The sequence below is a fragment of the Sphingopyxis sp. YF1 genome (assembly GCF_022701295.1).
In the GTDB taxonomy this organism is placed as follows: Bacteria; Pseudomonadota; Alphaproteobacteria; order Sphingomonadales; family Sphingomonadaceae; genus Sphingopyxis.
This window is the reverse complement of sequence record NZ_CP033204.1, coordinates 1,860,871-1,884,672: the sequence shown is the minus strand read 5'-3', so window position 1 is coordinate 1,884,672 and position 23,802 is coordinate 1,860,871. Positions and strand designations below refer to the sequence as shown.

Below are 23,802 nucleotides of genomic sequence, written 5' to 3'. Positions count from 1 at the left end.
TGTCATGCTGTTTGCGTCCCGCCCGTCGTGCATCAAGCGGCTGCTGGTCATCGAGGATGATCCGCTGGTTGCGTTCGATAATGAGCGGACGCTGCTCCATGGCGGCTATGAGGTGATTGCGACGGTCGATTCGGGCGAGGCCGCGGTGCCCGTGATGGCATCGGAGGCGATCGACGCGCTGGTGCTCGATCTGACGCTCGCCGGGGACATGACCGGACGCGATGTTGCGCGGCTTGCGCGCGACCGCGGGATCGCAGTGTTGCTGGTGACCGGTGCGCCGCCCGCGGATGCGGGCGAGATCGCTCTGGCCTGCCTCGCCAAGCCGCATAGCGCGTCGGCGCTGGTGTCGGCGCTCAAGGCGATCGAGACGATGATCTGCCAGCAGAAGCCGCCGCGCAAGGTCAGCGGCCTGGAGACCTATTGGCGGCCAGAGGCAGCATAAGCTGCACCGCTTGGCGCAGCCCGCCATTTAGCCGCTTCCAATTTGATGCCGAAGCTTTAGGCCTTTCGCTCGACGTTCGCAGGGTGCGGCGGAAGGGGAGAAAAGCGACGTGCAAGCCGAAACCTTGACGCCGGGGCAACGCAGCTGGAGCGCAAGCGTCCGCCCCTATCTCGAACGGGCGCCGCTGGCGGCACTCCTTTTGGGTATTTCGTCGGGTTTCCCCTTTGCGATGATCGGGGCGACGCTGACCACGCGGCTCGCGCAGGACGGGTTTCAGAAATCGTCGATCACCGCGTTTTCATTGGCCTTCCTCGTTTACAATCTGAAACCCTTGTGGGCCTGGGCCGTGGACTCGGTGCGCCTTCCGGGGATCGGCCGAATGGGGCAACGGGTGTCCTGGCTGATCGTAACGGCGGCATTGGTGATGCTTGCGGTGGCAAATCTCGCGATGGTCGATCCGACGAACGTCGGCGGATCGCCGGCGGGACAGGTCATGCAATTGTTCGGTCTGGGTCGCGAAGGCGAATTCGCGGCCCTGTTCGAAATGGCCGTCGGCGCGATTCTTGTCGGGTTCGCCGGCGCGACCTTTGACATCGTGATCGATGCCTATCGCATCGAGATATTGAAACCCGAGCAACTCGGCGTGGGGTCGGGCATGTCGCAATATGGCTGGCGGCTCGGGTCGGCAGGTGCGGGAGCGCTGGCGCTCTTCCTGGCTGCCCGGCACGGCTGGGAAGCCGCCTATGTGGTTTGCGCCATGTTCGCGTTGCCCGCCGTCGTCGCGGCATTCTGGGTCGGCGAGCCCGAACGGCACCGTGAGGCGGTAACGCGAGAAGGGCGCCCCGGGATCGTCGCCGGGATAGTCGGTCCGTTCACCGAATTCTTCAGCCGGCATGGTGCGTGGCTGGTGCTGTTGTTCATCCTGCTGCACAAGATCGGTGATACGCTTGCGAATTTGACGCTGCGCCTGCTCCTCGACGACTTGGGTTTCAGCAATGACGAGATCGCCATCTATGACGTCGGGATCGGTTTCTGGGCCTATTTGATCGGCATCTTCATTGGCGGCATCCTGTATGCCCGCATCGGTATGAAAAAGTCGGTGCTTTTGAGCCTTGTCCTGATGGCCATCAGCAATTTCAGCTTCGCGTTGCTCGCAATGGCGGGGCACAGCAATTGGGGGCTGGCGGGCGCGATCGGGTTCGAAAATATCGCGAGCGGGATCGGCGGTGTCGTTGTCGTCGCTTATTTCTCGGCGCTGTGCGACTTGCGCTTCACCGCGGCGCACTATGCACTGATCAGTTCGGCCGCAAGCGTCGTCGGGCGCTTCCTGACGGGAACCACGGCCGGCGCGATGATGGAAGAGTTCGGGAATGTGAATTTCTATCTCTTCACCGTCGTTGCGGCGCTGCCGGGTATCATCCTGTTCTGGTTGATGATGCGGAGCGGGCTGGTCGATGCCTCCGTCGGCACGGCCGGTGCCGTCCCCGCTGACGATCCGGCCCCGGTCAAACCGGCCGCCGGATCATAATGGTCAGGCGGGCCACTCGCCGTTGAGATCGAGTGCCTGCCCGACGAGATAGAGTGAGCCGCCGATCAGGATGTTGCGCGTCGGCTCATCGACCGCAAGCGCGCGGATCGCTGCCGTCAGGTCGATGGCTGGGCGCACCTGGGCGATGCCGGCTTCGCGTGCGATAGCAGTGAGATCGTCGGGCGCGTGGTGCTCGTGTCCGTCGATCGGGACCGCGATGAGGCGACCGACGTGCGGGGCAAGCGTCCGCAGAAAGCCAGCAGCATCCTTGTTGGCGAGCATCCCGAGGACGAGGTCGATCGGTGCGCTGCGCGCGAGCGAAGCACCAAGGAAGTCGGCAAGCTGGTACGCGGCGTCGAGGTTGTGGCCGCCATCGACCCAAAGATTATGCCCGGTCGGGAGCATGTCGGCGAGGGGACCCGGCCCCAGCAACTGCATCCGTCCAGGCCAGTTTGCCGCGGCGACGCCGCGCGCGATCGCTTCGGCAGACGGGCGTGGTCCGGGGGCAAGATGAAGCATGGCGATCGCCAGCCCGGCGTTGCGGCGCTGGTGCGCGCCCGCCATGCGCGGAGTTAGCAGGCCGGTCGAGATTTCGTCAGCGCGCCAGCGAAAGGCGTCGCCGTCCGCTTCCACCGTCCAGTCGGTGCCTTCGGCAAAAACGCTCGTGCCCGCAGCGGCGGCGCGCTCGGCGACAATGGCTGCGACCGCGGGCGGATAGGCGAGTGTCGCGAGTTTGGTTCCCGGCTTGACGATTCCAGCCTTTTCGAACGCGATACGCTGTGCGGGATCGGCCGGCGTGTCTGTTTCGGGGGCGAGCAGGAAGGTTTCATGGTCGATGCCGAGCGACGCGATTCCGCACGCCGCCGGAGCGGGGATGACATTCGTCGCATCGAGGCGTCCGCCAAGCCCGACTTCGAGGATCAGGTCGTCGGCAGGGGTTCGCGAAAATGCCAAAAAGGCGGCCGCGGTGGTGACTTCGAAGAAGCTCGCCTGCAAACCCTCGGCCGCATCGAGGACTTCGGCCAGCAGCGCGGCGAGCTGTGCATCGCCGATGAGTTCGCCGGCCGGGCGGATGCGCTCGTTGAAACGGACAAGGTGCGGACTGGTATAGCTGTGGACGCGGCGGCCGTCGGCTTCGAGAATCGCGCGGAGATAGGCACAGGTCGACCCTTTGCCGTTGGTGCCGGCGACATGAAACGTCCGCGGGAGCCGCACTTGCGGGTTGCCGAGCCGATCACAAAGCTCGGCAATGCGTTCGAGCCCGAGGATATCGCGACCGGGCGACAGCGCGGCGAGGCGGTCGAGCTGGGCCTGAACGGCAGGATCGGAACTGTGGGCGTGGTCGGGCATGGGCCGTCTCTGGAATTCTCTAAAGCCGCTCGCGTTTCACTCGCCGCAGGACCATTCTTCCCTTGCGATCATCGAAAGAAGAAAGGGCGGTGCTGCGACAAGCTGGGCGGCAAACGGAAAATGGATCGTGGGTCGGGGTCTATGCGGCCTTTTCGGGGGCCAGATAACCGATCAGGCGACCGAGCGTCGCCGGCAGTTCCTTGCGGTGCACCACCATGTCGATCATCCCGTGATCGAGCAGATATTCGGCGCGCTGGAATCCTTCGGGCAATTTCTCGCGGATCGTATTCTCGATCACGCGCTGGCCTGCAAAACCGATCAGCGCCTTCGGCTCGCTGATCTGGACGTCGCCGAGCATCGCATAGCTGGCGGTGACGCCGCCCGTCGTCGGGTCGGTGAGCAATACGATATAGGGCAGCCCGGCACGGCGCAGGCGTGCGAGTGCGACGGTCGCACGCGGCATCTGCATCAGCGACAAGGTGCCTTCCTGCATGCGCGCACCGCCCGCGGCGGTGATTGCGATATAGGGACAGCCCTTGCGGATTGCTTCCTCCACCCCTGAGACGAAGGCTTCGCCGACCGCAACCCCCATCGACCCGCCCATGAAGGCGAAATCCTGAACGCCGACTACTGCCGGATGACCGCCGATGCGACCGAAGGCGTTCTGATACGCGTCGCGGTCGCCCGTTTGCGCGCGGGCCGCCTTGATGCGGTCGACATATTTCTTGGTGTCGCGGAACTTGAGCGGATCTTCGGGGGCTGCGGGGGCTGCGATCAATTCGTGCAGGCCGCCATCGAAGAGCTGGAGAAAACGTTCGCTTGCGCCGATGCGATCGTGATGGTCGCAGCGCGGGCAGACGTTCAGATTGTCCTGCCATTCCTTGACGAACACCATCTGCTGGCATTCACGGCATTTGTGCCAGAGATTGTCGGCGGTGTCGCGCTTTGCGGCGAAGGGCAGGGCGTTGCGAACGCGGTCGAGCCAGCTCATGCGGCGATCTCCTTGGCGCCGTGAATAGCATCGGCGAGGGTGCGGGTGAAGGCCTCGACATGCGGCGCCGCAGCGTCGCCATGCTCGGCGATGATATCGATGAAGGCCGAACCGACGACGACGCCGTCGGCGACGCGCGCGATCTGCGCGGCCTGCGCGGGCGTGCGCACGCCGAATCCGACCGCGACGGGCAGGTCGGTGGCGGCCTTGAGGCGCGTCACCGCTTCCTCGATGCTCGCCTGCGCGGCTTGCTGGAGGCCGGTGATGCCGGCGACCGAAACATAATAGAGGAAACCGCCCGCGCCCGCGAGCACCGCGGGCAAGCGCGTCGGGTCGGTGGTCGGGGTGGCGAGGCGGATCAGGTCGACCCCGGCGGCGCGCAGCGCGGGACCGAGTTCGGCATCTTCCTCCGACGGGATGTCGACGCAGATGATGCCGTCGACCCCGGCCTTCGCGCATTCGGCGGCGAACCATTCGGGGCCGCGCACGGTCATCGGATTAGCATAGCCCATCAGGACGAGCGGGGTGTCGGGATGGCGGCTGCGGAAGCTCGCCGCCATGGCGAAGATGTCCGCGGTCGTGGTGCCCTTGGCGAGGCTGCGCAGGTTCGCGGCCTGGATGGCGGGGCCGTCGGCCATCGGATCGGTGAAGGGCATGCCCAGTTCGATCACATCGGCGCCGCCGGCGACGAGCGCGTCGAGGTTCGCGGCGGTGTCGCCGTCGCCCGCGGTGATGAAGGCGACCAGCGCCGTTTGCGGCTTGGCGAAGGTGGCGGCGAAGCGGGTCACAGCTTTACCCCCAGCGCGTCGGCGACGGTGAAGATATCCTTGTCGCCGCGGCCCGAGCAGTTGACGATGATGATCTTGTCCTTGCCGAGCGTCGGCGCGATGCGTTCGGCGGCGGCGATCGCGTGGGCGCTTTCGAGCGCGGGGATGATGCCTTCGAGCTTGGTGAGCTTCTGGAAGCTTGCGAGCGCCTCGGCATCGGTCACCGGCTCATACCGCACCCGCCCGATGTCGTGGAGCCAGCTATGCTCGGGGCCGATGCCCGGATAGTCGAGCCCGGCCGAGATGCTGTGCGCCTCGGTGATCTGCCCGTCCTCGTCCTGCAGCAGATAGGTCTTGTTGCCGTGCAAGATGCCCGGGCGTCCGCCCGCAAGGCTCGCGGCATGCTTGCCCTCCAGCCCTTCGCCCGCCGCTTCGACCCCGACGATCTCGACGCCGGCGTCGTCCAGAAACGGATGGAACAGCCCGATCGCGTTCGATCCGCCGCCGACGGGGGCGATCAGCATGTCGGGCAGGCGGCCCTCGGCCTCAAGAATCTGCGCCTTCGCCTCGTCGCCGATCACCGACTGGAAATCGCGCACGAGTTCGGGATAGGGGTGCGGCCCCGCGACGGTGCCGATGATGTAGAAGGTGTCGTGGACGTTCGCGACCCAGTGGCGCAGCGCTTCGTTCATGGCATCCTTGAGCGTCTTCGCGCCGCTCTCGACCGCGACGACTTCGGCGCCGAGCAGCTTCATGCGGAAGACGTTCGGCTGTTGCCGCGCGACGTCGACCGCGCCCATGAAGATCGTGCAGGGCAGGCCGAAGAGCGCGGCGACGGTCGCGGTCGCGACGCCATGCTGGCCCGCGCCGGTCTCGGCGATGATCTTCGTCTTGCCCATCCGCTTCGCGAGCAGGATCTGGCCGATGCAATTGTTGATCTTGTGCGCGCCGGTGTGATTGAGATCCTCGCGCTTGAGGTAAATCTTCGCCCCGGCGAGATGTTCGGTCAGTCGCTGCGCGAACCACAGCGGGCTCGGCCGCCCGACATAGTTCTTCAGCAGGTCGTCGAACTCGGCCTTGAATGCGGGGTCGGCCTGCGCCGCGCGATATTCGCGTTCGAGGTCGAGGATCAGCGGCATCAGCGTTTCGGCGACATAGCGGCCGCCGAACTGGCCGAAATGGCCCCGATCGTCGGGGCCGGTGCGGAGGCTGTTGGGTAAGTCGGTCATCGCCCGGCCGCTTTAAGGAAAGCCGCCATCTTGTCCACATCCTTGATGCCCGGCGCACTTTCGACGCCCGAGGAGACGTCGACCAGCGGCGCCTGCGTTGCTGCGAGCGCTTCGCCGACATTGGCCGGCGTCAGCCCGCCGGCAATGCCCCAGTCGACGGCGTGGCGATGACCGACGAGCAGCGACCAGTCGAAGCGTGTGCCGGTGCCACCCGGAAGCGCCTGCGCCGGCGCGTCGTAAAGGAGGCGATCGGCGACGCCATGATATTGCTGCGCGCGGGTGAGTGTACCGGAGTCGCGCAAGCCGACAGCTTTCCACGCTTCGACCTTGGTGTTCGCCTTGACCGCGGCGATCCATTCGGGCGTCTCGCTGCCGTGGAACTGGATGATGTCGGGACGTACCGCGCTCCACGCTGCGCCGGTGATTTCCGGACCGGCATTGACCAGAAGCAGCGCGACCCGGACCGCGTCGCCAGCGAGCTGGCGCAGCGCCGCGGCGGTCTTGAGATCGACGTGGCGCGGACTCGGTTCATAGTGGACGAGGCCGATGTGCGTGGCGCCGAGGCGGATGGCGGCATCAACGCTTTCGGGCGTCGAAAGACCGCAGATTTTGACGAGTGGGGGCATGTTCTGTCTCTCACGATCTGGATCGGCTCGTTTGCAACGAGCGAAGCCGCGATGCCTGTCGGTTTGGCGCTCGGCCCGGGGGGCGTCCTGACGTCGCTCGATACGACCGGACCCCGGGTTCGGCGTTCGTGCTGCTAGAGCGTCGCTTCGATCTCGCGCGCGGCCAGGTCGGGGTCTTCCGACTGGCTGATCGGGCGCCCGACGACGAGGATCGAGGCTCCGTCGCTCATCGCCTGCGCGGGGGTGACGATGCGTTTCTGGTCGCCCGCCTTGCCGTTGGTGGGGCGCACGCCGGGGACGACGAAAAAGCCGCTGGGCCATGCATTGCGCGCCGACCTTACTTCCTGTCCCGAGCAGACAATGCCGTCGAGACCCGATTCGCGCGCGAGCCTGGTCAGCCGGACGACCTGATCGTGCGGCGTGCCGCCGACCCCGATATCGTCCAGGTCGGGGGCGTCGAGGCTGGTCAGGACGGTGACTGCGACCACCTTCGTATGCTGACCGGCCGCCGCCTTCGCCTCTTCGAGCATCGCGCGCCCCCCTGCTGCGTGGACAGTCAGGATCGCAGGTTCGAGCGGGCGCAGCGCCTGGATCGCTTTTGCGACGGTGTTGGGGATGTCGTGGAGCTTGAGGTCGAGGAAGATCGGCAGGCCGAGCTTCGCCATTTCGTGGACGCCGTGGTGGCCGTTGGCGCAAAAGAATTCGAGCCCGAGCTTGAGCCCGCCGACATGGTGACGGACCTTTTGCGCAAGCATCAGCGCTGCATCGAGGTGGGTGGTGTCGATGGCGAGATAAAGAGGCGAGGTCATGTGCTGCTCAAGGGTGAAGGGGGAACATCATTGACCGGCGCCAAGGGCGGCGTCGGTGCGGGTTCGGCGACCGGGTCGGCGGGGCGGTTCGCCATCGCGCGCAGATCGCTGAGCTGGCGCTCGCTATGATCGAGCCGGCGCTTGAGCGACCATCGCGCGGCGCGCAGCGCGACCCACAAGGGAATGCTCCCGATCAGGAAGGAAACGAGGATCAATACGGGCAGCTTGGTGTCGAGAACCTGGCCGGGCCAGATCGTGACGGTGACCGGAATCCAGTTCGCCATCGAGAAGATGACGAGCACGGCAGTGAGCAGCACCCAGATGATCGTTCGTACGATTCCCATGCGGCATGCTCCTCCATTTGCGCCCTTGCCGCGAGTCCTAGGCGAGTTCGGCGCGGGTTTCCACCCCTCCACCGCGACGGTGACCAATGCGTCCACGGCCCGGCGGAGCCCAAGCGTTCGTGTTGCGGCAACCATGAACGTGCAGCGGTGCATAGGCGCGAAGCGGCGGCGGGCATGCGCGCGCAAGGTCGGGAGCCATTGATTAACCACTCCTTTTCGTGTCGTTCGGGCTATCTTCTGCTACGGGTGGATGGACGTGGGCGCTTGCCCGAAACGATGGAATCCGGACATGCAGCGTGGGTCGATGTGGTGGCGGGCGGTCAAGGCGAATGGGCTGCTCATCGCTGCCTGTTCGGGCGCCCTCCTGATTCTGCTCTTTCTCGCGCTCGCCATCGATCGGGAGTTCGCCGAAAATGCGCGCCTGCGTGAGCAGGTTGCGGCGTCCTATGACGCCAGAGCGTCGCTACAGGCGGTTCTGACGCGACATCAGGATCTCGAACTCGGGCAGCGCGGCTATGTGATCACGGGCGATCCGGCGTTTCTCGAACCCTATCGGAACGCGGAAGCGCGTATCGACAGGAATATCGATGCGTTCGAGCTTCTGGCGGGAGGTCGCGAGCAGGCGCGGCTCATCGACCAGTTGCGGCAGGCCTCGGCGCAAAAGCGGCGCTTCGCCGCACAAACCATAGAATTGGTGGAGGCGGGACGACGCGGCGAGGCGATCGACCTGATCGCGAACGGCGAAGGCAAGCAGTCGATGGATCAAATCCGGACGCTCGTCGGCAAGATTTCGGAGGGCGAACGACAGGAATTGCAGCAACGCACGGCCGTCGCGGATGCCGCCCGCCGCGCCCTGAGGCAGCGGACCTTTGCGCTCCAGATCGGGCTGATCGTGTTGCTCATGCTGTCCGCGCTACTGATCGCGCGCAGTCAATCGGCGCGAAAGGAGGCGCATCGCCGCTCGCGGGACCTTGCCGCACGGCAGGAAGCGATATTCGACAGTGCCAAGGACGGCATGATCGTGCTGAACCCCAGCGGCAGCATCGAAAGCCTGAACCCCGCAGCGGCCGCCATGTTCGATACTCCGCCCGTTTCACTGCTGCGGCGCGACATCGGTTCGCTTTTCGAGGTGGCTCCCGATCGCGGGCAGGTCGAAACCTTTCTGCGCCGTCTGAAGGCCAACCGAAAGGAACATCACGGGCAGATACAGGAATTTGTCGGACGCCGGGGGGACGGGACGACCTTTCCGCTGGAAGTGTCGGTCAGCCCGGTGCACCTCGCCGACGGGACTTCCTTCCTCGCGGTGATCCGCGACATCAGCGAGCGCCGGGAGGTCGAGCAGATGAAAGGGGAGTTTGTGGCGACGGTGAGCCACGAACTGCGGACCCCGCTCACGTCGATCGCGGGTTCGCTGGGCCTCATCAGCGGGGGTGCGGCGGGCGAAGTGCCGCCGAAGGTCGCGCGGTTGATCGAAATCGCGCACAGCAATGCGGCGCGGCTGGTTCGGCTGATCAACGACATCCTCGATATCGAGAAGATCGAGGCGGGGCGCATGGCGTTCGATGTCCGACCGCTTGCGCTCACGTCCGTGCTGGACGCGGCGGTGCGTCAGACCGAGGGATTCGCGCACGACTATGGTGTGGCCGTCCGTATCGAACCCTTCGCGTCCGACGCCGCGGTGCTGGCGGACGAAGACCGGCTGATGCAGGTCATCACCAATCTTTTGTCCAATGCGATCAAATTTTCCCCGCGCGGCGAAACGGTCAGCGTCGAGGTCGTGCCGCTCGATCGGCGTTACCGGATCAGCGTTGTCGATCGCGGCGAGGGGATTCCGGCGGCGTTCAGGGACCGGGTCTTCGGAAAATTCGCGCAGGCCGATGCATCGGATTCGCGGCAAAAGGGCGGGACCGGCCTCGGCCTCAGCATCGTGCGCGAAATCGTCGTCCGGCTGGGCGGCTCGGTGAGTTTCGACAGCGTCGAAGGCGAAGGCAGCGCATTTCACGTCGATTTGCCTGCGGCCGACGTCCCGGGGGCTTCGGTCGCGCCGCTCGACCCGCCTTCGCCATCGTCCGGCGACGCCTTGCTCCCTCTCGTCCTTCACGTCGACGACGATCCCGACATGCTGGCGGTTGTCGCTGGCGTCTTTGATGGCAAGGCGGTGCTGCATTCGGCCGCGAGCGTGGCCGAAGCGCGCGCGCTGATCGATCGGAACCGCTACGATGGGGCCATTCTCGACGTCGGGATGCTCGACGGGATCGGAACCGATCTTGCCGTACCGCTTCGCAAGCAGTCGCCTGCGCCGGCGGTGATCCTGTTTACCGCGCAGGAGATCGACAATCATGCGGACGGAGTCGATCTGGTGCTGATCAAGTCGCGTGCGAGTCTCGATATTCTGGTGCGGGAAACGCTGGACCGCGTCGAAGCGGCACGGAACGGGACGGGGGGCGATCGATGAGTTGCCGGATCCTCTATGTCGATGACGAAGCCGACATTCGCGAGATCGCCGAGATGGCGCTGGAACTGGACCCGCAGTTCAGCGTCCGGAGCTGCGGATCGGGGCGCGACGGAATTGCGCAGGCGCGCGACTGGCAACCCGATCTGATTCTGCTCGATGTAATGATGCCCGAACTCGACGGTTCCGCCGTGCTGGGGCAGCTACGCGCGGATCCGGCGACCGAGGCCATTCCGGTTGTTTTCATCACGGCACGGACGCAGGCGCACGAGGTCGCGCATCTTCGTGCGCTCGGTGCCCGCGGGGTAATCGCCAAGCCTTTCGATCCCATGCTGCTGGTGCGGCAGGTCCGCGACTTTCTCGATGGATGAGATCGACACCCGTCTCGCCGCGCTGACCGCACGCTTCGTGGTGCAGGCTGAAGAGTTCGCAATCGTCATCGAGGCGTGTCTGGTGCGGGGGGCGTGGGACGAACTGATGATGCCCTGTCACAGTCTCGCGGGGCGGGCGGGCATGTTCGGTCACGCCGCGATCGGCGACGCCGCGCGAGCGGTCGAGGAAGCGGTCGGTGCAGGCGCTTCGCCCGATGAAATTCGACGACTGGCCGCCGGGTTGCTCGATCGCCTGCGCAGCTTGCGTCAGGAGCGCTGAAAGCCCTTTCGGACCATCGGACCCCATCCCTGTTTTTTTCGAACGAACTGCCACCAGCCGCGCACGCGCCAGAAGTTGTTGAGTTGACGGTATCCGAAATTCTCCAGCACTGCGACGAGGGTCAGGGTCACGAGGTCGCGGGCGCGCGGAAGACGGCGGAGCTGCACTTCCTCGAGGATCAGCGTCGCGACGCTGATGAAGATGCCGAAGGTGAAAATGACAGCGACGAACGCCAGCAAATAGTCGAAGGAAACGAGCCCGAGCAGCCAGAGCGGCGGGACGAGGATATATCCCGCGACCTCGACGATCGGGCCGATGACGTCGACGATCCAGACCTGGCCAAAGCCGAGAAAGCCGATCCGGCCATAACGCGGGTTGAGGAACATGTCCTTGTGCGTGCGGTAGGTTTCGAGCGAACCGCGCTGCCAGCGCGCGCGCTGGTTGCCCAGAATGTCCAGCGTTTCGGGCGCTTCGGTCCAGCTGACCGGCTCGGGAACATAGACGATCCGGTAGGGACGTTTCTGGTCGCGCATGCGGCGGTGCAGTTTGACGACGAGTTCCATATCCTCGCCGACCGTATCCGCACTGAACCCGCCCACGTCGATGACGCTGTTGCGCCGAAATAATCCGAACGCGCCCGAGATGATCATGAGCGTTTGCATCTCGCTGAGCCCGAGCCGCGCCATCAGGAAAGCGCGCAGATATTCGACGACTTGGACGAGCGCGAGAAAGTTCCGGGGCAGGCGCGCCTCGAGCACGCGCCCACCCTCGACGCGGCAGCCGTTGGCGATGCGGATCGTGCCGCCGACCGCCACCGTGCGCAGGGGATCATCGATGAAGGGGCGGACCGCGCGCATCAGCGCATCGGGTTCGAGCAGTGTGTCGGCGTCGATCACGCACACCAAAGGTGTCCGCGCCACGTTGATACCCGCATTCATCGCGTCGGCCTTGCCGCCGTTTTCCTTGTCCACGAGGAACAGGCGCGGCCGTTCGGGCGCCGCGTAGAGACCGCGAATGGGTTGGTGCGCGATTGCCCGGTCGTGGTAACGCGTGACGGGGACCATGCCATAGTGATCGATCACGACCTGGAGCGTCGAGTCCTTCGAACCATCGTTGACCACGATGACTTCGAAATCGGGATAATGGAGCGCGAGCAGGGCATCGACGCTTTCGATGATCGTGAGTTCTTCATTATAGGCCGGCGCGACGATCGCGATCGACGGGGCAATGTCGGCGAAGCGGTCCCACAGCGCGCTGGTCGACGAAAACGCCGGCCGGCGATGCAGGGCGACCGCGGCGAACGCCAGCTGAATTACGTAGAGAAAAACCTGCACCAGACCGCAGGCAATGACGAACCATGTGACGATCTCGGCGGCGCGAAAGGTCCAGGCCGGAAGCTCCGTCATAGCGAGATTCCTCGTTCGGCAAGCATTGTAACGGCGGCCTCGCGCGCCTGCTCGCCGCCGTCTTTTGCCGTTTTTCGCATGCGGGCGACCCCCGGCTCACCGAGCAGCAGCAGCGCTTCGGCGGCGCGGAAGCGGACCCACCATTCGGGCGCATCGAGCAAATCGGCAAGCAGGTCGGCGCTTTCGAGAAGCGCGATCCGTCCCGCCGCGCCCGCCGCGGCGACCCGCGCCGGCATCGAACTGCTGGCGAGCCCGGCCAGCACGGCCTCGCGCGCGGCGGGGTGTCCGATCCGGCCGAGCGCGTGGAGATAGCGCGGCAGTTCTTCGCCGTCGTTTGGCGCGTGAAGCCCGAGCTCGACGATCGCGGGAACGAGCCGGTAATCTCCCGTCACCGCCAGCGCCTCGATCGCGGCGAGCCGGATCGAGAGCGGCAGGGCGGGGTCGAGGACGAGTGCCTGCACCTCGTCGGGCGCGTGGTCGGCATAGTGGCGAAACAGGCTGATGGTCAGCAGCGAGGAATGCCCTTCGCGCAGCGCGAGGCGGGCCACCAGTTCGTCGAGGCCCAGCGGATCGTCGCCGCTTGCGAGCGCCAGCGCGGCGGCCAGCCGGATATCGTCGTCGCGGTCGGCCAGCGCCTTCATCAGCGCCTCGCGCGACATCGCATCGTCGAAAAGGGCAAGGCCCTGCACCGCGATCATCCGCCGTCGTCTGGAGAAGGACCGTGTCTGGCGTCGCAGTCGCTCGGGAACGCCCAGCGCGCGCGCCTTTTCGACGAAGCGGGTCCGCTCGTCGCCGCGGACGAGTTGGATGAGATCGAGAGTCAGGTGCGTGACGACCGGGTCGGGGATGCCGTTGAGATTCGTCTCGGGCGTGTTGGCGCCTGCCATGAGGAGTGGCGCGAGGCGTCGGCGGGCCGCAAGCAGCCGGTCCCGGTGCCAGGTCGATGCGACCCGCAGGACGACGAGGATTGTCATCACGACGAGGGCCGTCCCGGCGAAAAGCAGCGAGACGTCCCATATCAGGTGCAGCATCGTCAGAAGCGGAGTCCGAAGCCAGCCGAGAGCTGGGTCCGGTCGGCGCCCGTGGCACGATCGTCATGAGCGAGATTCAGGCGAAGGGTGCGGCCGCGTCCGATGTCCAAGCTGACGCCGCCGAAAAAGCTGCGAACATCGACGACGGTCCCTTCGTCGGTGTCGGGTGCGTCGGCGTAGCCGGCGAAAAAACGGAGCGCGTCGTTCGCCTCGATGTCGCCGCGCACCAGATAGCCCGAACGGTGCGTTCCCTTCTCGTCGAAGAGATTGATCCACCGGCCCGTGAACCACATCCGGCCGCCGACATATTGCTCGATACCCGGCGAAAGGCTTTGCACGTCGCCGCTCGCGAAGCGAGCCTGCCGGGCGTCGAGGGTCAGCACCGTTGCATTGGGACCCTCGTGCACGCGGACCGTCCCGCCGAGGCCGATCTGCCATTCGGGGCGGAAGTCGGCGTCGGGCGTGCCGCCCAGCGTTGCGTAGAAACGTGCCGCGTCGGACAGGCGATAGTCGACCTGCAATTCGCCGTAGACATCGCTGCGACCGAAACGCCGCGCATATTCGGCGCGTGCACCGACGGTAGCGACCGGCCCCTCGCGGCGGATCTGGAGGGCGAGTTCGCGCCAATCGCGTTGGGGCGCGTCGACCCAGCTATAGGCTGCGTCGACATCCATTTGCCACCGGTTTGCTGCGGGCGCATCGGCGAGTTGGCGCCGCAACGCGACCACGTCGGGGTTGCCCGGCTCCACACCATCAAGCGCGCGCAGGGCGGCCGCCCGATCTCCGCGACGCTGTGCAATCCGTGCGAGGCCGATGCGGGCGTCCGCGTAGCCCGGTGCAATGGTCAATGCGGAATTGAAAGCGGCCTCGGCGGTATCGAGCTGTCCCAGCGCGAGCCGGGCGAGGCCGAGCTGCACCCAAGCGTCGCTGTTCCGTGGATCGATTGCGACTAGCGGTTCGAGCAACGCTGCGGCGCGCGCGGGATCACCTGCCAGTCGCGCTTCGACGGCCCGGTCATAGTCGCCCGGGGCGGCGGGCTGGGCCCACGCCGTCACGGCCTGGCTCAGCGCGAGGCACAGCAGCAACGACCGCTTCATCGGCGCGCCGCCAGCAGGCGGGTCAGACGGCTCATCAATTCCTCCGGGATGAAGGGTTTTACCAGATAGTCGTCGGCGCCCAGTTCGAGCGCGCTTACAATGTCGCGCTCTTGCCGTCGGGCGGTCAGCATGATGACCGGAATGGTCGCCGTCGCGGCGTCGGCGCGCAGGCGGCGAAGCACCTGCTGGCCATCGAGAACGGGCATCATCATGTCGAGAACGATCGCATCGGGCCGGCGCTCGATTGCCTGCTGGACCGCGGCTCCGCCGTCGTTCGCCACGAGCACCTGAAAACCCCGGCCGACGAGCCGGTGATTGAGAAGTTCGACCAGCAATTCATCGTCGTCGCATACCAATATGGTCTGCATTGTCCTCTGAATCTCCGTAATTTTACCGTCGAACTCAATAGCATGGCGTCGGTAGCATTACACAGCTGCCGTCCCGTTTCGCGGTGAACCGAAACAATGATCGCCTCGAAGCGACGCGACGCGTCCATTCTGTCCCGGGCTGGCACCGAGTTTGAACCCGGGCTGGCGCTGCATTTGAAACGGCGTGGCGGGGGCGCAGGTGCTTGCGGACAAAGCGGCTTTGCCCTATGCTTTCATCTGCATTTGAGGAGGCTGACCATGACCGACAAGCAGACTGCAGATCTTGGCTGCGACAACCAGCTTCGTTCGGACGAGGTGACTTCGGTCGCCAAGGAGATTTGGTCGAAGCCCGAAATTGCTGACTACCAGCCGGTCACAGTGGCGCGCGGGATCAGCTACCGCATCGGGGACGGCATCAGCAACCTCAGCTGAGTCGCATTAACGCTCCGGCCACAGGATGGCGTTTTGACCGATACGAACAGTTTCGGGGCCGTTTCTGTTTGCCGTGTGGACGCCAAAACGTATGAATTTGGCGGGTTGCGGCTGTCATCGTCGCTCGACTTGCCACTTCTTGCTGCACTGCCAGCCGCTGCGCCGAACAGCGATGTCGATATCCTCATCAGCGTCTCGCGTTCGGCCTTGCCTGACGGACCGTTGGTGCACCAGTCGTCGGGACGTTTCGGCCTTGCCTTGCATCGTCTCGGTTCGGGTTGGGTTTTTCGCCACCGCGACATAGGCGTCGTTGTGGATGCTGAAGGGCTGCGGCTGGTCTGCCATTGCCCCCGTCCATCCGACGGGCTCCTGCTCGCCGAAATTCTGGTCCGGCGCATCCTGCCCAAATTATGCTATCGCCACGGCCGCTTGCCGCTTCATGCAGCGACGCTGGCCAACGGGGCAGGGGGGCAGGGCGCGCGCGCGGCGATGCTCCTCGGAACATCGGGGAGCGGCAAGTCGACGCTGACCGCGGCACTGGCGCGATATCGCGGCTGGCGGATTTTCGGTGACGACATGTCGATCCTCGATGACAGACGGCATCCGGCCGTGTTTGGCGGCGTTGCGGGCGTGTCCTTGTGGCAGGATGCGGTGGACGGGCTCGATATCGCGTCCGACGAGATCGTGCCGCTTGCCGGCTATGAAGGCAAATATGCCTACCGGCCCGGTGCCGGACCTTCGGCAGCGCTTCCGCTGACCGCCATCATCCTTCTGTCGGTGGCGACCGACGCAGATGTGATCCGGCTGGAGCGGTTGGAGGGGCCCGAAGTGCTGGTCATGCTCTGTTCGCAGATCGTGCCTTTCAACCCGCGCGACGTCGCGGAAAGTGGAGATTTGATGCGACGGCTCGGCCAAGTGACGCGCGACGTGCCGGTTTTCGCGCTCGCCTATCCCCGCCGCTATGCGAAGCTGTCCGCGGTTACCGATGCGATCGCGACGCTTGTCGACGGACCCGCGTCGTGACGCGCTACGATCTCTCGCTGGCGGCGGCGGATTATGCGCCGTGGCAGGGCGCACCGCGCAAAAGCCTGATCATCGCCAGCCATCCAAGATCGGGCAGCACGATGCTGGGAGAGGCGATCGCCTTTGCCGGCGGACTGGGCTGTCCGCTGGAGTATCTCCACCGCGGTTTCCGCCCGGCGCTTGCCGAGCGTTGGCAGGCGCCCGATCTGGAGGCCTATGTCGCGGCGATGCATCGGCACCGCACCGATGCGAACGGGACGCTGTCGATCAAATTATTCTGGCAGGACATCGGCGAACTCCTGCTGGAGCGCCGGCCGGATTATGATCTGGAGCTTCTGGAACGCCCCGCGGAGGAGACGCCGGTCGAGGACTATCGTAGCATCGCCGCGATGCTGGGGACGATCCTGCCCAATCCGCACTATGTCTATCTGTATCGCCGCGACGCCTTGCGGCAGGCGGTGTCGTCGCTGATCGCGACCCAGACCGGGATATGGCGGCTGCTCGAAGGCGCGGCGGGGAGGCCGGCGGCAGGCCCGGCGGAATATGATTATGATCGCATCATGGCTCTGCTCGCCTTCGGCGCGTTCAGCCATGGTCACTGGCGCGCATTCTTCACGGCGAATGGCATCGCGCCGCACGTCATCGCTTATGAGGATATGGTGGCAGACCCCGATCGCGTCATCGGCGCGCTGCTCCGCGAGCTTGGTGGAGAAAATGATGTTCCCCGACCGCGCCGGATGCAGCGGCAGGCGGACGGCGTCGGGGACGCGATGATGCTGCGCTTCCTGCAGGACAATGCGCTCCGGCCGGCATGAGCGGTCCCATCGGCGTCAGTTGACCGTCAGCAGCCCTTTCGTCCGCATCGCGTCGATGAAATCGGCCAGCTCGGTGCGGCAATCGGCGCCGCCCATATCGAATCGCGATTCCAGTTGCCGGACGATCGTCGCAAGATCCTTTGGCGTGTCGAGCAGGTCCCATATGGTCGACGCCATCGGGTTCAGCTGAAAGAAATGCCCGCTGTCGATGTTCAGGATGACGACCTGGCCGTCGACTTCGGATGACACCAGCGTATCGACGCGCCCCACAACGCTCTCTTCGGCTATCATCGCTATATCCCTGTTTTGCTGCATTACTGCGCGAACGCATATTCAAGCCAGATGTCGGTCGCAACCATGTTCCAGACCGCGGCGTAGGCGGACATTGGGGGAGGCCCCGAACCCGTCTGCCGCCACGCCAGATGCTCGGCCTGGATGGTTTCGAGCACGGCGGGATCGACCCAGCCGTTCCTGACGCCGTGCATCTCGCGAAAGGGGCGGGCCTTCAGCCTTTGCGTGACGGCATCGATGATGGGCGCCGAGATATTGGCCTTGGTGGTCCGCTGACGGATTTTTTCGGGCAGAACGCCGCGCGCCGCTTCGCGGAGCAGATATTTCTTGCTGTCGCCGCGTCGCAACATGTCTCCCGACGCCCCCATCAGGAAGCGCGTCAGGCGCAGGTCGTGAAAGGGATGACGCAATTCCATTCCCTGACTCGACACATAGCTGAAGACATTGTCCATGTTGATATGGCGCCGTGCCAGCGAATAGACGCGGTAGCGCTGGGTCTGGTAAAAATGTTCGAGGGGTGGGGGTTGCGGGGCGGCCGCCCATCGATCAGCCAGATCGATCCGGCGGGCCCAGTCGGGCGAGAGCCAGGCGGGCATGTCGTGCGAAAAGTCGAGATGGGGGTGCAACACGCGCTCACGCCGCCGTTTCGACACCAGCGGACCGAGGGCCTCCGCCAACAGCGCCCGCGCGGCGCGCGGCGGATGGCGCCAGCCCGCGCCGACGGTCCCCGCTTCGCGCGCAAGGCGGCCCCATCGGCCGCGCCGCAGCAGATCGGGCCAGTGCGCCCGCGATCCCGCAAGCCAGTCGTCGCCGCCTTCGCCGGTCAGCGCGACGCGGATACCGCGGCCGGCCATATGCCGGCACATGGCCTCGATCGTGCCCGCCGTATTGGGGCGGAGCGGCAGGTGCAGGGTGTCGGCGCACCAGCGCGCGGCGGCTGCTTCGTCGAACCGGGCGCCTTCGACCATGGCCGATTGCAGGTCGCATTGCCGTTCGACCTCGGCGATCCATAGTCCTTCGTCGCAGATTTCGCCCGGATAGCGCGCCGAGATCGCCTCGACCATGCCGGGGATGCGACCGCCCCGTACCAGCTGGTCGATGCGGCAGACGACGGCCGACGAATCGAGGCCACCCGACAATTGCGCTGCGACGCCGCCCTGGCAGCGGGTCGTAGCGATCAGCGCCTGGTCGAACAGCGTCCGAAAGTGTTCGACATGCTCGGCATCGGACAGGTGGGACTGGTCTTCGAATGGGCCTTCGAACCATCGCCAGGTCCGGACATCCTCATCCTTGAGGAGCAGTGCCGCGCCGGGTGGCAAGCGGTGGATGCTTTCCCAAAAGGTGTCGGTATCGGTGACGAAGCGGGCGGCCAGATGCTCGCCGATCGCCCCTTCGTTCAGGCGGCGGGGAAGGTCGAGCCCGCGTACCAGCGTCGAGGGTTCGCTCGCAAAGGCAAAGAAACCCTTTTGCCGCGTCCACAAAAAGGGACGCATGCCGACCGGTGACCGCGCCGCGAACAGGCGGCGCAGCCGCGGCTGCCAGATGGCGAACGCATAGTCGCCGACGAGCTGTTGCGGCAGGGCTTCGCCGAAGCGATGGTGGGCGGTAAGCGCGATGGCGCCGTCGGCAACTCGCGGGCCGGGATCATCCGGGCCGAGCGCGGCGCGCAGTGCATCGCGATTGTCGAGCCGGCCGTCGAACAGAATGACGTCGCCCGAGGCGCGATCGATGTGCGGCTGGGTCTCGCCGACCGCTTCGGGCGTGGTGTGCAGGGCGAAACGGAGGAGGCCGGCGGGACCGTCCTGCCAGCGATCGATGCCGTCGATCCCCAGATGCGGCGTCGCGTCCGCCATCCGCTCGAGCGGGCCCGATGTCATCGACCGGCCGTCGGTATAGACCAGCCCTGCGATTCCGCTCATGCGCGCCGCGCGATCAGGCCGCTTGCCGCCGCCTTGTCGAGAAAATCGGCTACATCGCCTGACAGCACATCCATCGGCGCGTCGTAGCGAGCGGCCAGTGCGGCGGCGATCTGCGCTTCGTTCGCGGCGCCGTCGAGCATCCGCCAGATGTCGGAGGCGTGCTCGCTGAGCGCGTGATAGCTTGCGCGTTCATGATCGAAGAGCAGGAGCGGACCGCCATTGTCGGTCCAGCTGATCGCCGGATTTGGTACAAATATCCGGTTCTCACCATTCCATGCCATGCATGGCCTCCGTCTTGTGCGCGCGTGATTGGGTCGGAACCTGCCCCGGCGATACCAGCGGTCGGTTCATTCGCCAACCGTGCAAGCCGAGGCGACGGCTGCGTGGGCTACAGGCTCAGCCAGCCGCCGAACACGCGGCGCGGTCCGCCCCGGATCAGCGGGGTCACGCGATGGTGGAGCCGCGGACCGATTCGGAACAGCGTCAGGGTTCCTGCGGGTTGTGCTTCCTGACGGAACAGGGTGCGTTTCTGCCCTTTTTCCCTGATCTCGAACACGCCGCCGTCATAGTCCGCATCGCTGAGGTGCACCGTCAGCGCCAGCCGGCGCAATCCGCCGTCGTTCAGATCGTCGTGCCAGCCCAGCCCTTCCGCCGTCGCGGGGGCCATCTCGCCGATCAGGCCGGTGACGTGGTGCAGCGGTTCGCTTTCGGCGATCGCGGCCGCCCATTGGAGGAAATTGGGCCGTTCCAGGAGAAAACGCAGCAACCGGCCCGCCTGATCGCTCTTTTCGACCGTCCGCGATCCCACGCCGACAATCGTTTCGGGAACGAAGGCGCCGTTGCGGCAGAGGCTCAGCGTCCGGTCGAGGAGGCCATCTTCCCACTCCGGACGGAAAGACAGCGCCGCGTGCCGGGACAGGGCCGCGCGCGCCTGCGCGACGGCAGCTGTGCCGTCATCGATTTCGGTTCGCGCTGCGCCGATCCGAAGCGAATGTCGAATGGTCGCCGTTGTCATGGCGCATGGTCTTTGCCGACATTGGCGCAGCCCGTAAAGCGGCAGGTTTTGATGGCGGCGGCTTGCGGCACCGATATAAGGGCGGCGATGGATAAAAATGACCGATTGCAGGGGTTCGAAGCGCTCGCCCGCCGCGCCGAGGGCAATGCGACCGCGCTCGCGGGGCTTTCACTGCTGTACAGCAGCGATGGCTGGAAGGCGCGCGCGGCCGAAATCGCTTCGCAGGTTCTGACGCTGCCCGACGGCGACGTGGGCGCCCGGACGATCGCACGGCACGTCATCACGACCGACGTCCCGCAATGGCACTTCGTCATCGTCACCGATCTGGCGCGCAACCTGGCCTATGACGCGGCGCTGCGCCGTGCGGTGACACCCGAAAGCCGCGTGCTGGAAATCGGCACGGGGAGCGGCCTGCTGGCGATGATGGCGGCGCGGGCCGGCGCGGCGCATGTCTATACGTGCGAAATGGAGCCGGCGGTCGCGATGACGGCGCGCGAGATTATCGCGCGGAACGGGTTTGCCGACCGGATCACGGTACTCGACAGGCATTCGAAGGACGTGACGGCGGACGAGATCGGCGGCCCGGTCGATATCCTCGTGTCCGAGATCGTCAGCAATGAAATGCTGGGGGAAGGGGTTTTGCCGGCGATGGAGGACGCGATCGCGCGTCTGGTCAGGCCCGGGGGCGCAATCATCCCGGCGCGTGGGACGATTCGCGTCGCCCTGGCCCATCTGGCCGATCTTCCGGCATCGATGGGCGACGTATCGGGATTCGACCTGTCGCCGTTCGACAGGCTGCGCGAACCCAATTTCCGGATTCCGACCAACCGCCGCGGACTGTCGCTGTGCAGCGACGCGGTCGACCTGTTCGCGTTCGATTTCGCATCGCCCGGTCCATGGACCGGCGCGCGCGGGCAAGCCGCTGTCGCCGCCACCGGTGATCGGGCCAACGGGCTGGTGCAGTGGATCACACTCGATATGGACGGGGTGACGGCGTACGAAAACCGGCCGTCACCCGAGGCCGAACCTTCGGCGTGGGCGGCGGTCTTTCACGCGTTTGAAACCATGCTCGACCCGTCGGCCGGTCAGGATATTTCGATCCTGGGCCAGCATGACATGGCGAATGTCAGACTGTGGATCGATCCGCCGCCGCCAGCGGAAACCGCGCGAGCTCGGTGAATTCGTCAAGGCCCTTGCAGCCGACGACATCGATATCGCCCGCGCGGACCCAGACATGCGCGATCATGCCCTCATCCGGGCGATTGGCGACGCCATAGTGCAGCGTCGCCGGCACATGGCGCCGCGTCAACAGCCATTGCGCGGCGAATCCCTGTTCAAAGCAAAGTGCGCGCCAGGGCACCCGCCGTGCGGCGGCCCAGATTGCCCAGCGGATTTCCGCGATCAGCTGTTCTTGGCTATCCCGGTCGGGAAAGGGCGGCGGAGCATGGGTTGTCCGCGCCGCGATGTGCCGAAAGGGGAAAAAACGACGCAGCAGGGCGACGAGCGCGAGCATCAGTGTCGTCGCGACGAGCAGGCGCTGTCTTTCCAGCGGTAGTCGAACGAAGCGGATGATCGGCATGGCCCTGTGTCATAGAGCGACCGGTGTCGCGCGCAAAGCCGGTACCGCAGGGCTCGAACAGCTCTCCGCGGAGCCTGCTCGCTGACGTGTCGGCGAGACTTGCATCAATGGCAGGCCACCGGTTCCCCGACCGCGGCAGAATCGCTATCGCGCGACACCGCTCTGCCGCGTCGCGCGATAGCGGTGGGCTCAGTCGAACACGCGCGCGAAGATCGTGTCGACGTGCTTCAGGTGATAGTCGAGGTCGAACAGCGCGGTGAGATCGTCGGCCGAGAGCTTCGCGGTGACATCGGCGTCGGCCTTGAGCAGGTCGAGCAGCGACAGCTGGCCGTCCGATTCCCAGACCTTCATCGCGTTGCGCTGGACGAGGACATAGCTTTCCTCGCGGCTCGCACCCGCCTGTGTCAGCGCGAGCAGCACGCGCTGCGAATGGACAAGCCCGCCCATGCGATCGAGATTCTTCTGCATCCGTTCGGGATAGACGAGCAGCTTGTCGACCACCCCGGTCAGCCGCGCCAGCGCGAAATCGAGGGTGATCGTCGCGTCGGGGCCGATGAAGCGCTCGACCGACGAGTGGCTGATGTCGCGTTCGTGCCACAGCGCGACATTCTCCATCGCCGGAATCGCCGCGCTGCGGACCATGCGCGCGAGACCGGTAAGATTTTCGGTCAGCACGGGGTTGCGCTTGTGCGGCATCGCCGACGAGCCCTTCTGTCCCGGCGAGAAATATTCCTCGGCCTCGAGCACTTCTGTTCGCTGAAGGTGGCGGACTTCGACGGCAAGGCGCTCGATGGACGACGCGATGACGCCCAGCGTCGCGAAGAACATCGCGTGACGGTCGCGCGGGATGACCTGCGTCGAGACGGGTTCGACCGCAAGGCCGAGCTTGGCTGCGACATGCGCTTCGACACGCGGGTCGATGTTGGCGAAGGTGCCGACCGCACCTGAAATGGCGCAGGTCGCTATTTCGGCGCGCGCCGCGAGCAGACGCGTCTTGCAGCGCGAAAATTCGGCATAGGCTTCGGCCATCTTGAGCCCGAAGGTGACGGGTTCGGCGTGGATGCCGTGGCTGCGGCCGATCGTCGGGGTGAGCTTGTGTTCGTAAGCCCGTTTCCTGATCGCCGCGAGCAACGCGTCGAGGTCGGCGAGCAGGATGTCGGCCGCCTGCGCAAGTTGCACCGCGAGGCAGGTGTCGAGCACGTCGCTCGACGTCATGCCCTGGTGCATGAAGCGCGCCTGTTCGCCGACATTTTCGGCGACCCAGGTCAGGAAGGCGATCACGTCATGCTTGGTGACGGCCTCGATCGCGTCGATGGCGGGCACGTCGATGGCGGGATTGGTGGCCCACCAGTCCCACAGGGCCTTCGCGGCGTCCTTCGGGACGACACCGAGGTCAGCCAGCGCGTCGGTGGCGTGCGCTTCGATCTCGAACCAGATTCGGAAGCGGTTCTCCGCCGCCCAGATCGCGGTCATCTCGGGTCGGGCGTAGCGGGGAACCATGGTTTTTCCTTCCTTTAGGATCGATTTGTCGCGGAATCGGCGCGGGAACGCGACGGGGCGCGCCCTAGCAGGGACAAGGCGCTTCGCCAATCGGCGCTGCGATGCAACTTACGCTTTCTCCGGCCGATTGACTCCAT

The 23,802-nt window shown here is 65.6% G+C and carries 26 protein-coding genes; 9 read left to right on the top strand and 17 right to left on the bottom strand.

Annotated features, from left to right (window positions below; genetic code table 11):
• Positions 1-4 precede the first annotated feature (4 nt).
• Together EAO27_RS09140 and EAO27_RS09135 are read left to right on the top strand one after the other, a co-directional pair.
• Positions 5-442, top strand: a complete 438-nt coding sequence (locus EAO27_RS09140; RefSeq protein WP_242779801.1) for a response regulator — start codon at positions 5-7, stop codon at positions 440-442.
• Positions 443-551: 109 nt separating this feature from the next.
• On the top strand, positions 552-1,970 hold the full coding sequence (locus EAO27_RS09135; protein ID WP_242779799.1) for an MFS transporter: 1,419 nt from the start codon (positions 552-554) through the stop codon (positions 1,968-1,970).
• 3 nt (positions 1,971-1,973) lie between these two features.
• On the opposite strand, the gene EAO27_RS09130 is transcribed toward EAO27_RS09135, so the two are convergent.
• The 7 genes from EAO27_RS09130 to EAO27_RS09100 form a co-directional block, all read right to left on the bottom strand.
• Complete coding sequence (locus EAO27_RS09130; protein ID WP_242779797.1) at positions 1,974-3,320, bottom strand: folylpolyglutamate synthase/dihydrofolate synthase family protein; 1,347 nt, start codon at positions 3,318-3,320, stop codon at positions 1,974-1,976.
• A 139-nt stretch (positions 3,321-3,459) separates the two neighbouring features.
• A complete protein-coding gene (accD, locus tag EAO27_RS09125) occupies positions 3,460-4,311 on the bottom strand; it encodes an acetyl-CoA carboxylase, carboxyltransferase subunit beta (protein WP_242779795.1) in 852 nt (283 codons plus the stop codon).
• Entirely contained in the window at positions 4,308-5,099 is a 792-nt protein-coding gene (gene trpA, locus EAO27_RS09120; protein WP_242779793.1) for a tryptophan synthase subunit alpha, read from the bottom strand. The genes accD and trpA overlap by 4 nt, the downstream gene beginning before the upstream one ends.
• Positions 5,096-6,307: a tryptophan synthase subunit beta gene (gene trpB / locus EAO27_RS09115; RefSeq protein WP_242779791.1), complete on the bottom strand. Its 1,212-nt coding sequence runs from the start codon at positions 6,305-6,307 to the stop codon at positions 5,096-5,098. The genes trpA and trpB overlap by 4 nt, the downstream gene beginning before the upstream one ends.
• Positions 6,304-6,933 (bottom strand): phosphoribosylanthranilate isomerase, encoded by a 630-nt coding sequence (locus EAO27_RS09110; protein ID WP_242779789.1) that lies wholly within the window; start codon positions 6,931-6,933, stop codon positions 6,304-6,306. Before EAO27_RS09110 ends, trpB begins: the two co-directional genes overlap by 4 nt.
• A gap of 134 nt (positions 6,934-7,067) precedes the next feature.
• A complete protein-coding gene (gene pyrF, locus EAO27_RS09105; protein WP_242779787.1) occupies positions 7,068-7,742 on the bottom strand; it encodes an orotidine-5'-phosphate decarboxylase in 675 nt (224 codons plus the stop codon).
• Positions 7,739-8,086, bottom strand: coding sequence for a LapA family protein (locus EAO27_RS09100; RefSeq protein WP_242779785.1), 348 nt, complete (start codon positions 8,084-8,086; stop codon positions 7,739-7,741). The genes pyrF and EAO27_RS09100 overlap by 4 nt, the downstream gene beginning before the upstream one ends.
• Positions 8,087-8,375: 289 nt before the next feature.
• Between EAO27_RS09100 and EAO27_RS09095 the strand changes: the two genes are divergently transcribed.
• Genes EAO27_RS09095 through EAO27_RS09085 form a run of 3 tightly spaced genes read left to right on the top strand, consistent with a single transcriptional unit; the run spans position 8,376 to position 11,189 of the window.
• A complete protein-coding gene (locus tag EAO27_RS09095) occupies positions 8,376-10,541 on the top strand; it encodes a CHASE3 domain-containing protein (RefSeq protein ID WP_242779782.1) in 2,166 nt (721 codons plus the stop codon).
• The gene (locus tag EAO27_RS09090) at positions 10,538-10,909 is read left to right on the top strand and encodes a response regulator (RefSeq protein WP_242779780.1); all 372 of its coding nucleotides are present in this window, start codon (positions 10,538-10,540) and stop codon (positions 10,907-10,909) included. Before EAO27_RS09095 ends, EAO27_RS09090 begins: the two co-directional genes overlap by 4 nt.
• Positions 10,902-11,189: an Hpt domain-containing protein gene (locus tag EAO27_RS09085; protein ID WP_242779778.1), complete on the top strand. Its 288-nt coding sequence runs from the start codon at positions 10,902-10,904 to the stop codon at positions 11,187-11,189. Before EAO27_RS09090 ends, EAO27_RS09085 begins: the two co-directional genes overlap by 8 nt.
• On the opposite strand, the gene EAO27_RS09080 is transcribed toward EAO27_RS09085, so the two are convergent.
• From EAO27_RS09080 to EAO27_RS09065, 4 genes are read right to left on the bottom strand one after another with little or no spacing between them, the layout of a single operon-like run.
• A complete protein-coding gene (locus EAO27_RS09080; RefSeq protein ID WP_242779776.1) occupies positions 11,177-12,595 on the bottom strand; it encodes a glycosyltransferase in 1,419 nt (472 codons plus the stop codon). The two genes, EAO27_RS09085 and EAO27_RS09080, sit on opposite strands and share 13 nt — an antisense overlap.
• Positions 12,592-13,626 carry a HEAT repeat domain-containing protein gene (locus EAO27_RS09075; RefSeq protein WP_242779774.1) on the bottom strand — a complete coding sequence of 345 codons (1,035 nt, stop codon included), beginning with the start codon at positions 13,624-13,626 and terminating at the stop codon, positions 12,592-12,594. The genes EAO27_RS09080 and EAO27_RS09075 overlap by 4 nt, the downstream gene beginning before the upstream one ends.
• Before the next feature lie 2 nt (positions 13,627-13,628).
• On the bottom strand, positions 13,629-14,723 hold the full coding sequence (locus EAO27_RS09070) for a YaiO family outer membrane beta-barrel protein (protein WP_242779771.1): 1,095 nt from the start codon (positions 14,721-14,723) through the stop codon (positions 13,629-13,631).
• Entirely contained in the window at positions 14,720-15,091 is a 372-nt protein-coding gene (locus tag EAO27_RS09065) for a response regulator (RefSeq protein WP_242779769.1), read from the bottom strand. The genes EAO27_RS09070 and EAO27_RS09065 overlap by 4 nt, the downstream gene beginning before the upstream one ends.
• A gap of 258 nt (positions 15,092-15,349) precedes the next feature.
• Between EAO27_RS09065 and EAO27_RS09060 the strand changes: the two genes are divergently transcribed.
• Genes EAO27_RS09060 through EAO27_RS09050 form a run of 3 tightly spaced genes read left to right on the top strand, consistent with a single transcriptional unit; the run spans position 15,350 to position 17,361 of the window.
• Complete coding sequence (locus EAO27_RS09060; protein WP_242779767.1) at positions 15,350-15,523, top strand: hypothetical protein; 174 nt, start codon at positions 15,350-15,352, stop codon at positions 15,521-15,523.
• A 33-nt stretch (positions 15,524-15,556) separates the two neighbouring features.
• The gene (locus tag EAO27_RS09055; protein ID WP_242779765.1) at positions 15,557-16,546 is read left to right on the top strand and encodes a hypothetical protein; all 990 of its coding nucleotides are present in this window, start codon (positions 15,557-15,559) and stop codon (positions 16,544-16,546) included.
• Positions 16,543-17,361 (top strand): Stf0 family sulfotransferase, encoded by an 819-nt coding sequence (locus EAO27_RS09050; protein ID WP_242779763.1) that lies wholly within the window; start codon positions 16,543-16,545, stop codon positions 17,359-17,361. The genes EAO27_RS09055 and EAO27_RS09050 overlap by 4 nt, the downstream gene beginning before the upstream one ends.
• Before the next feature lie 15 nt (positions 17,362-17,376).
• Here EAO27_RS09050 and EAO27_RS09045 read toward each other — a convergent pair whose 3' ends face one another.
• From EAO27_RS09045 to EAO27_RS09030, 4 genes are all read right to left on the bottom strand, one after another.
• On the bottom strand, positions 17,377-17,652 hold the full coding sequence (locus EAO27_RS09045) for a PqqD family protein (protein WP_242779761.1): 276 nt from the start codon (positions 17,650-17,652) through the stop codon (positions 17,377-17,379).
• A 23-nt stretch (positions 17,653-17,675) separates the two neighbouring features.
• Positions 17,676-19,571, bottom strand: coding sequence for an asparagine synthetase B (locus tag EAO27_RS09040; protein ID WP_242779759.1), 1,896 nt, complete (start codon positions 19,569-19,571; stop codon positions 17,676-17,678).
• On the bottom strand, positions 19,568-19,852 hold the full coding sequence (locus EAO27_RS09035) for a PqqD family protein (RefSeq protein ID WP_242779757.1): 285 nt from the start codon (positions 19,850-19,852) through the stop codon (positions 19,568-19,570). The genes EAO27_RS09040 and EAO27_RS09035 overlap by 4 nt, the downstream gene beginning before the upstream one ends.
• A gap of 107 nt (positions 19,853-19,959) precedes the next feature.
• Positions 19,960-20,160 (bottom strand): 2OG-Fe(II) oxygenase, encoded by a 201-nt coding sequence (locus EAO27_RS09030; RefSeq protein ID WP_242779755.1) that lies wholly within the window; start codon positions 20,158-20,160, stop codon positions 19,960-19,962.
• On the opposite strand from EAO27_RS09030, the gene EAO27_RS09025 reads away from it, so the two are divergent.
• Entirely contained in the window at positions 20,155-21,765 is a 1,611-nt protein-coding gene (locus EAO27_RS09025) for a 50S ribosomal protein L11 methyltransferase (protein ID WP_242779753.1), read from the top strand. The genes EAO27_RS09030 and EAO27_RS09025 overlap by 6 nt on opposite strands.
• Here EAO27_RS09025 and EAO27_RS09020 read toward each other — a convergent pair.
• Positions 21,713-22,165 (bottom strand): lasso peptide biosynthesis B2 protein, encoded by a 453-nt coding sequence (locus tag EAO27_RS09020; RefSeq protein WP_242779751.1) that lies wholly within the window; start codon positions 22,163-22,165, stop codon positions 21,713-21,715. The genes EAO27_RS09025 and EAO27_RS09020 overlap by 53 nt on opposite strands.
• A gap of 189 nt (positions 22,166-22,354) precedes the next feature.
• Positions 22,355-23,665 carry an adenylosuccinate lyase gene (purB, locus tag EAO27_RS09015; RefSeq protein ID WP_242779749.1) on the bottom strand — a complete coding sequence of 437 codons (1,311 nt, stop codon included), beginning with the start codon at positions 23,663-23,665 and terminating at the stop codon, positions 22,355-22,357.
• Positions 23,666-23,802 lie beyond the last annotated feature (137 nt).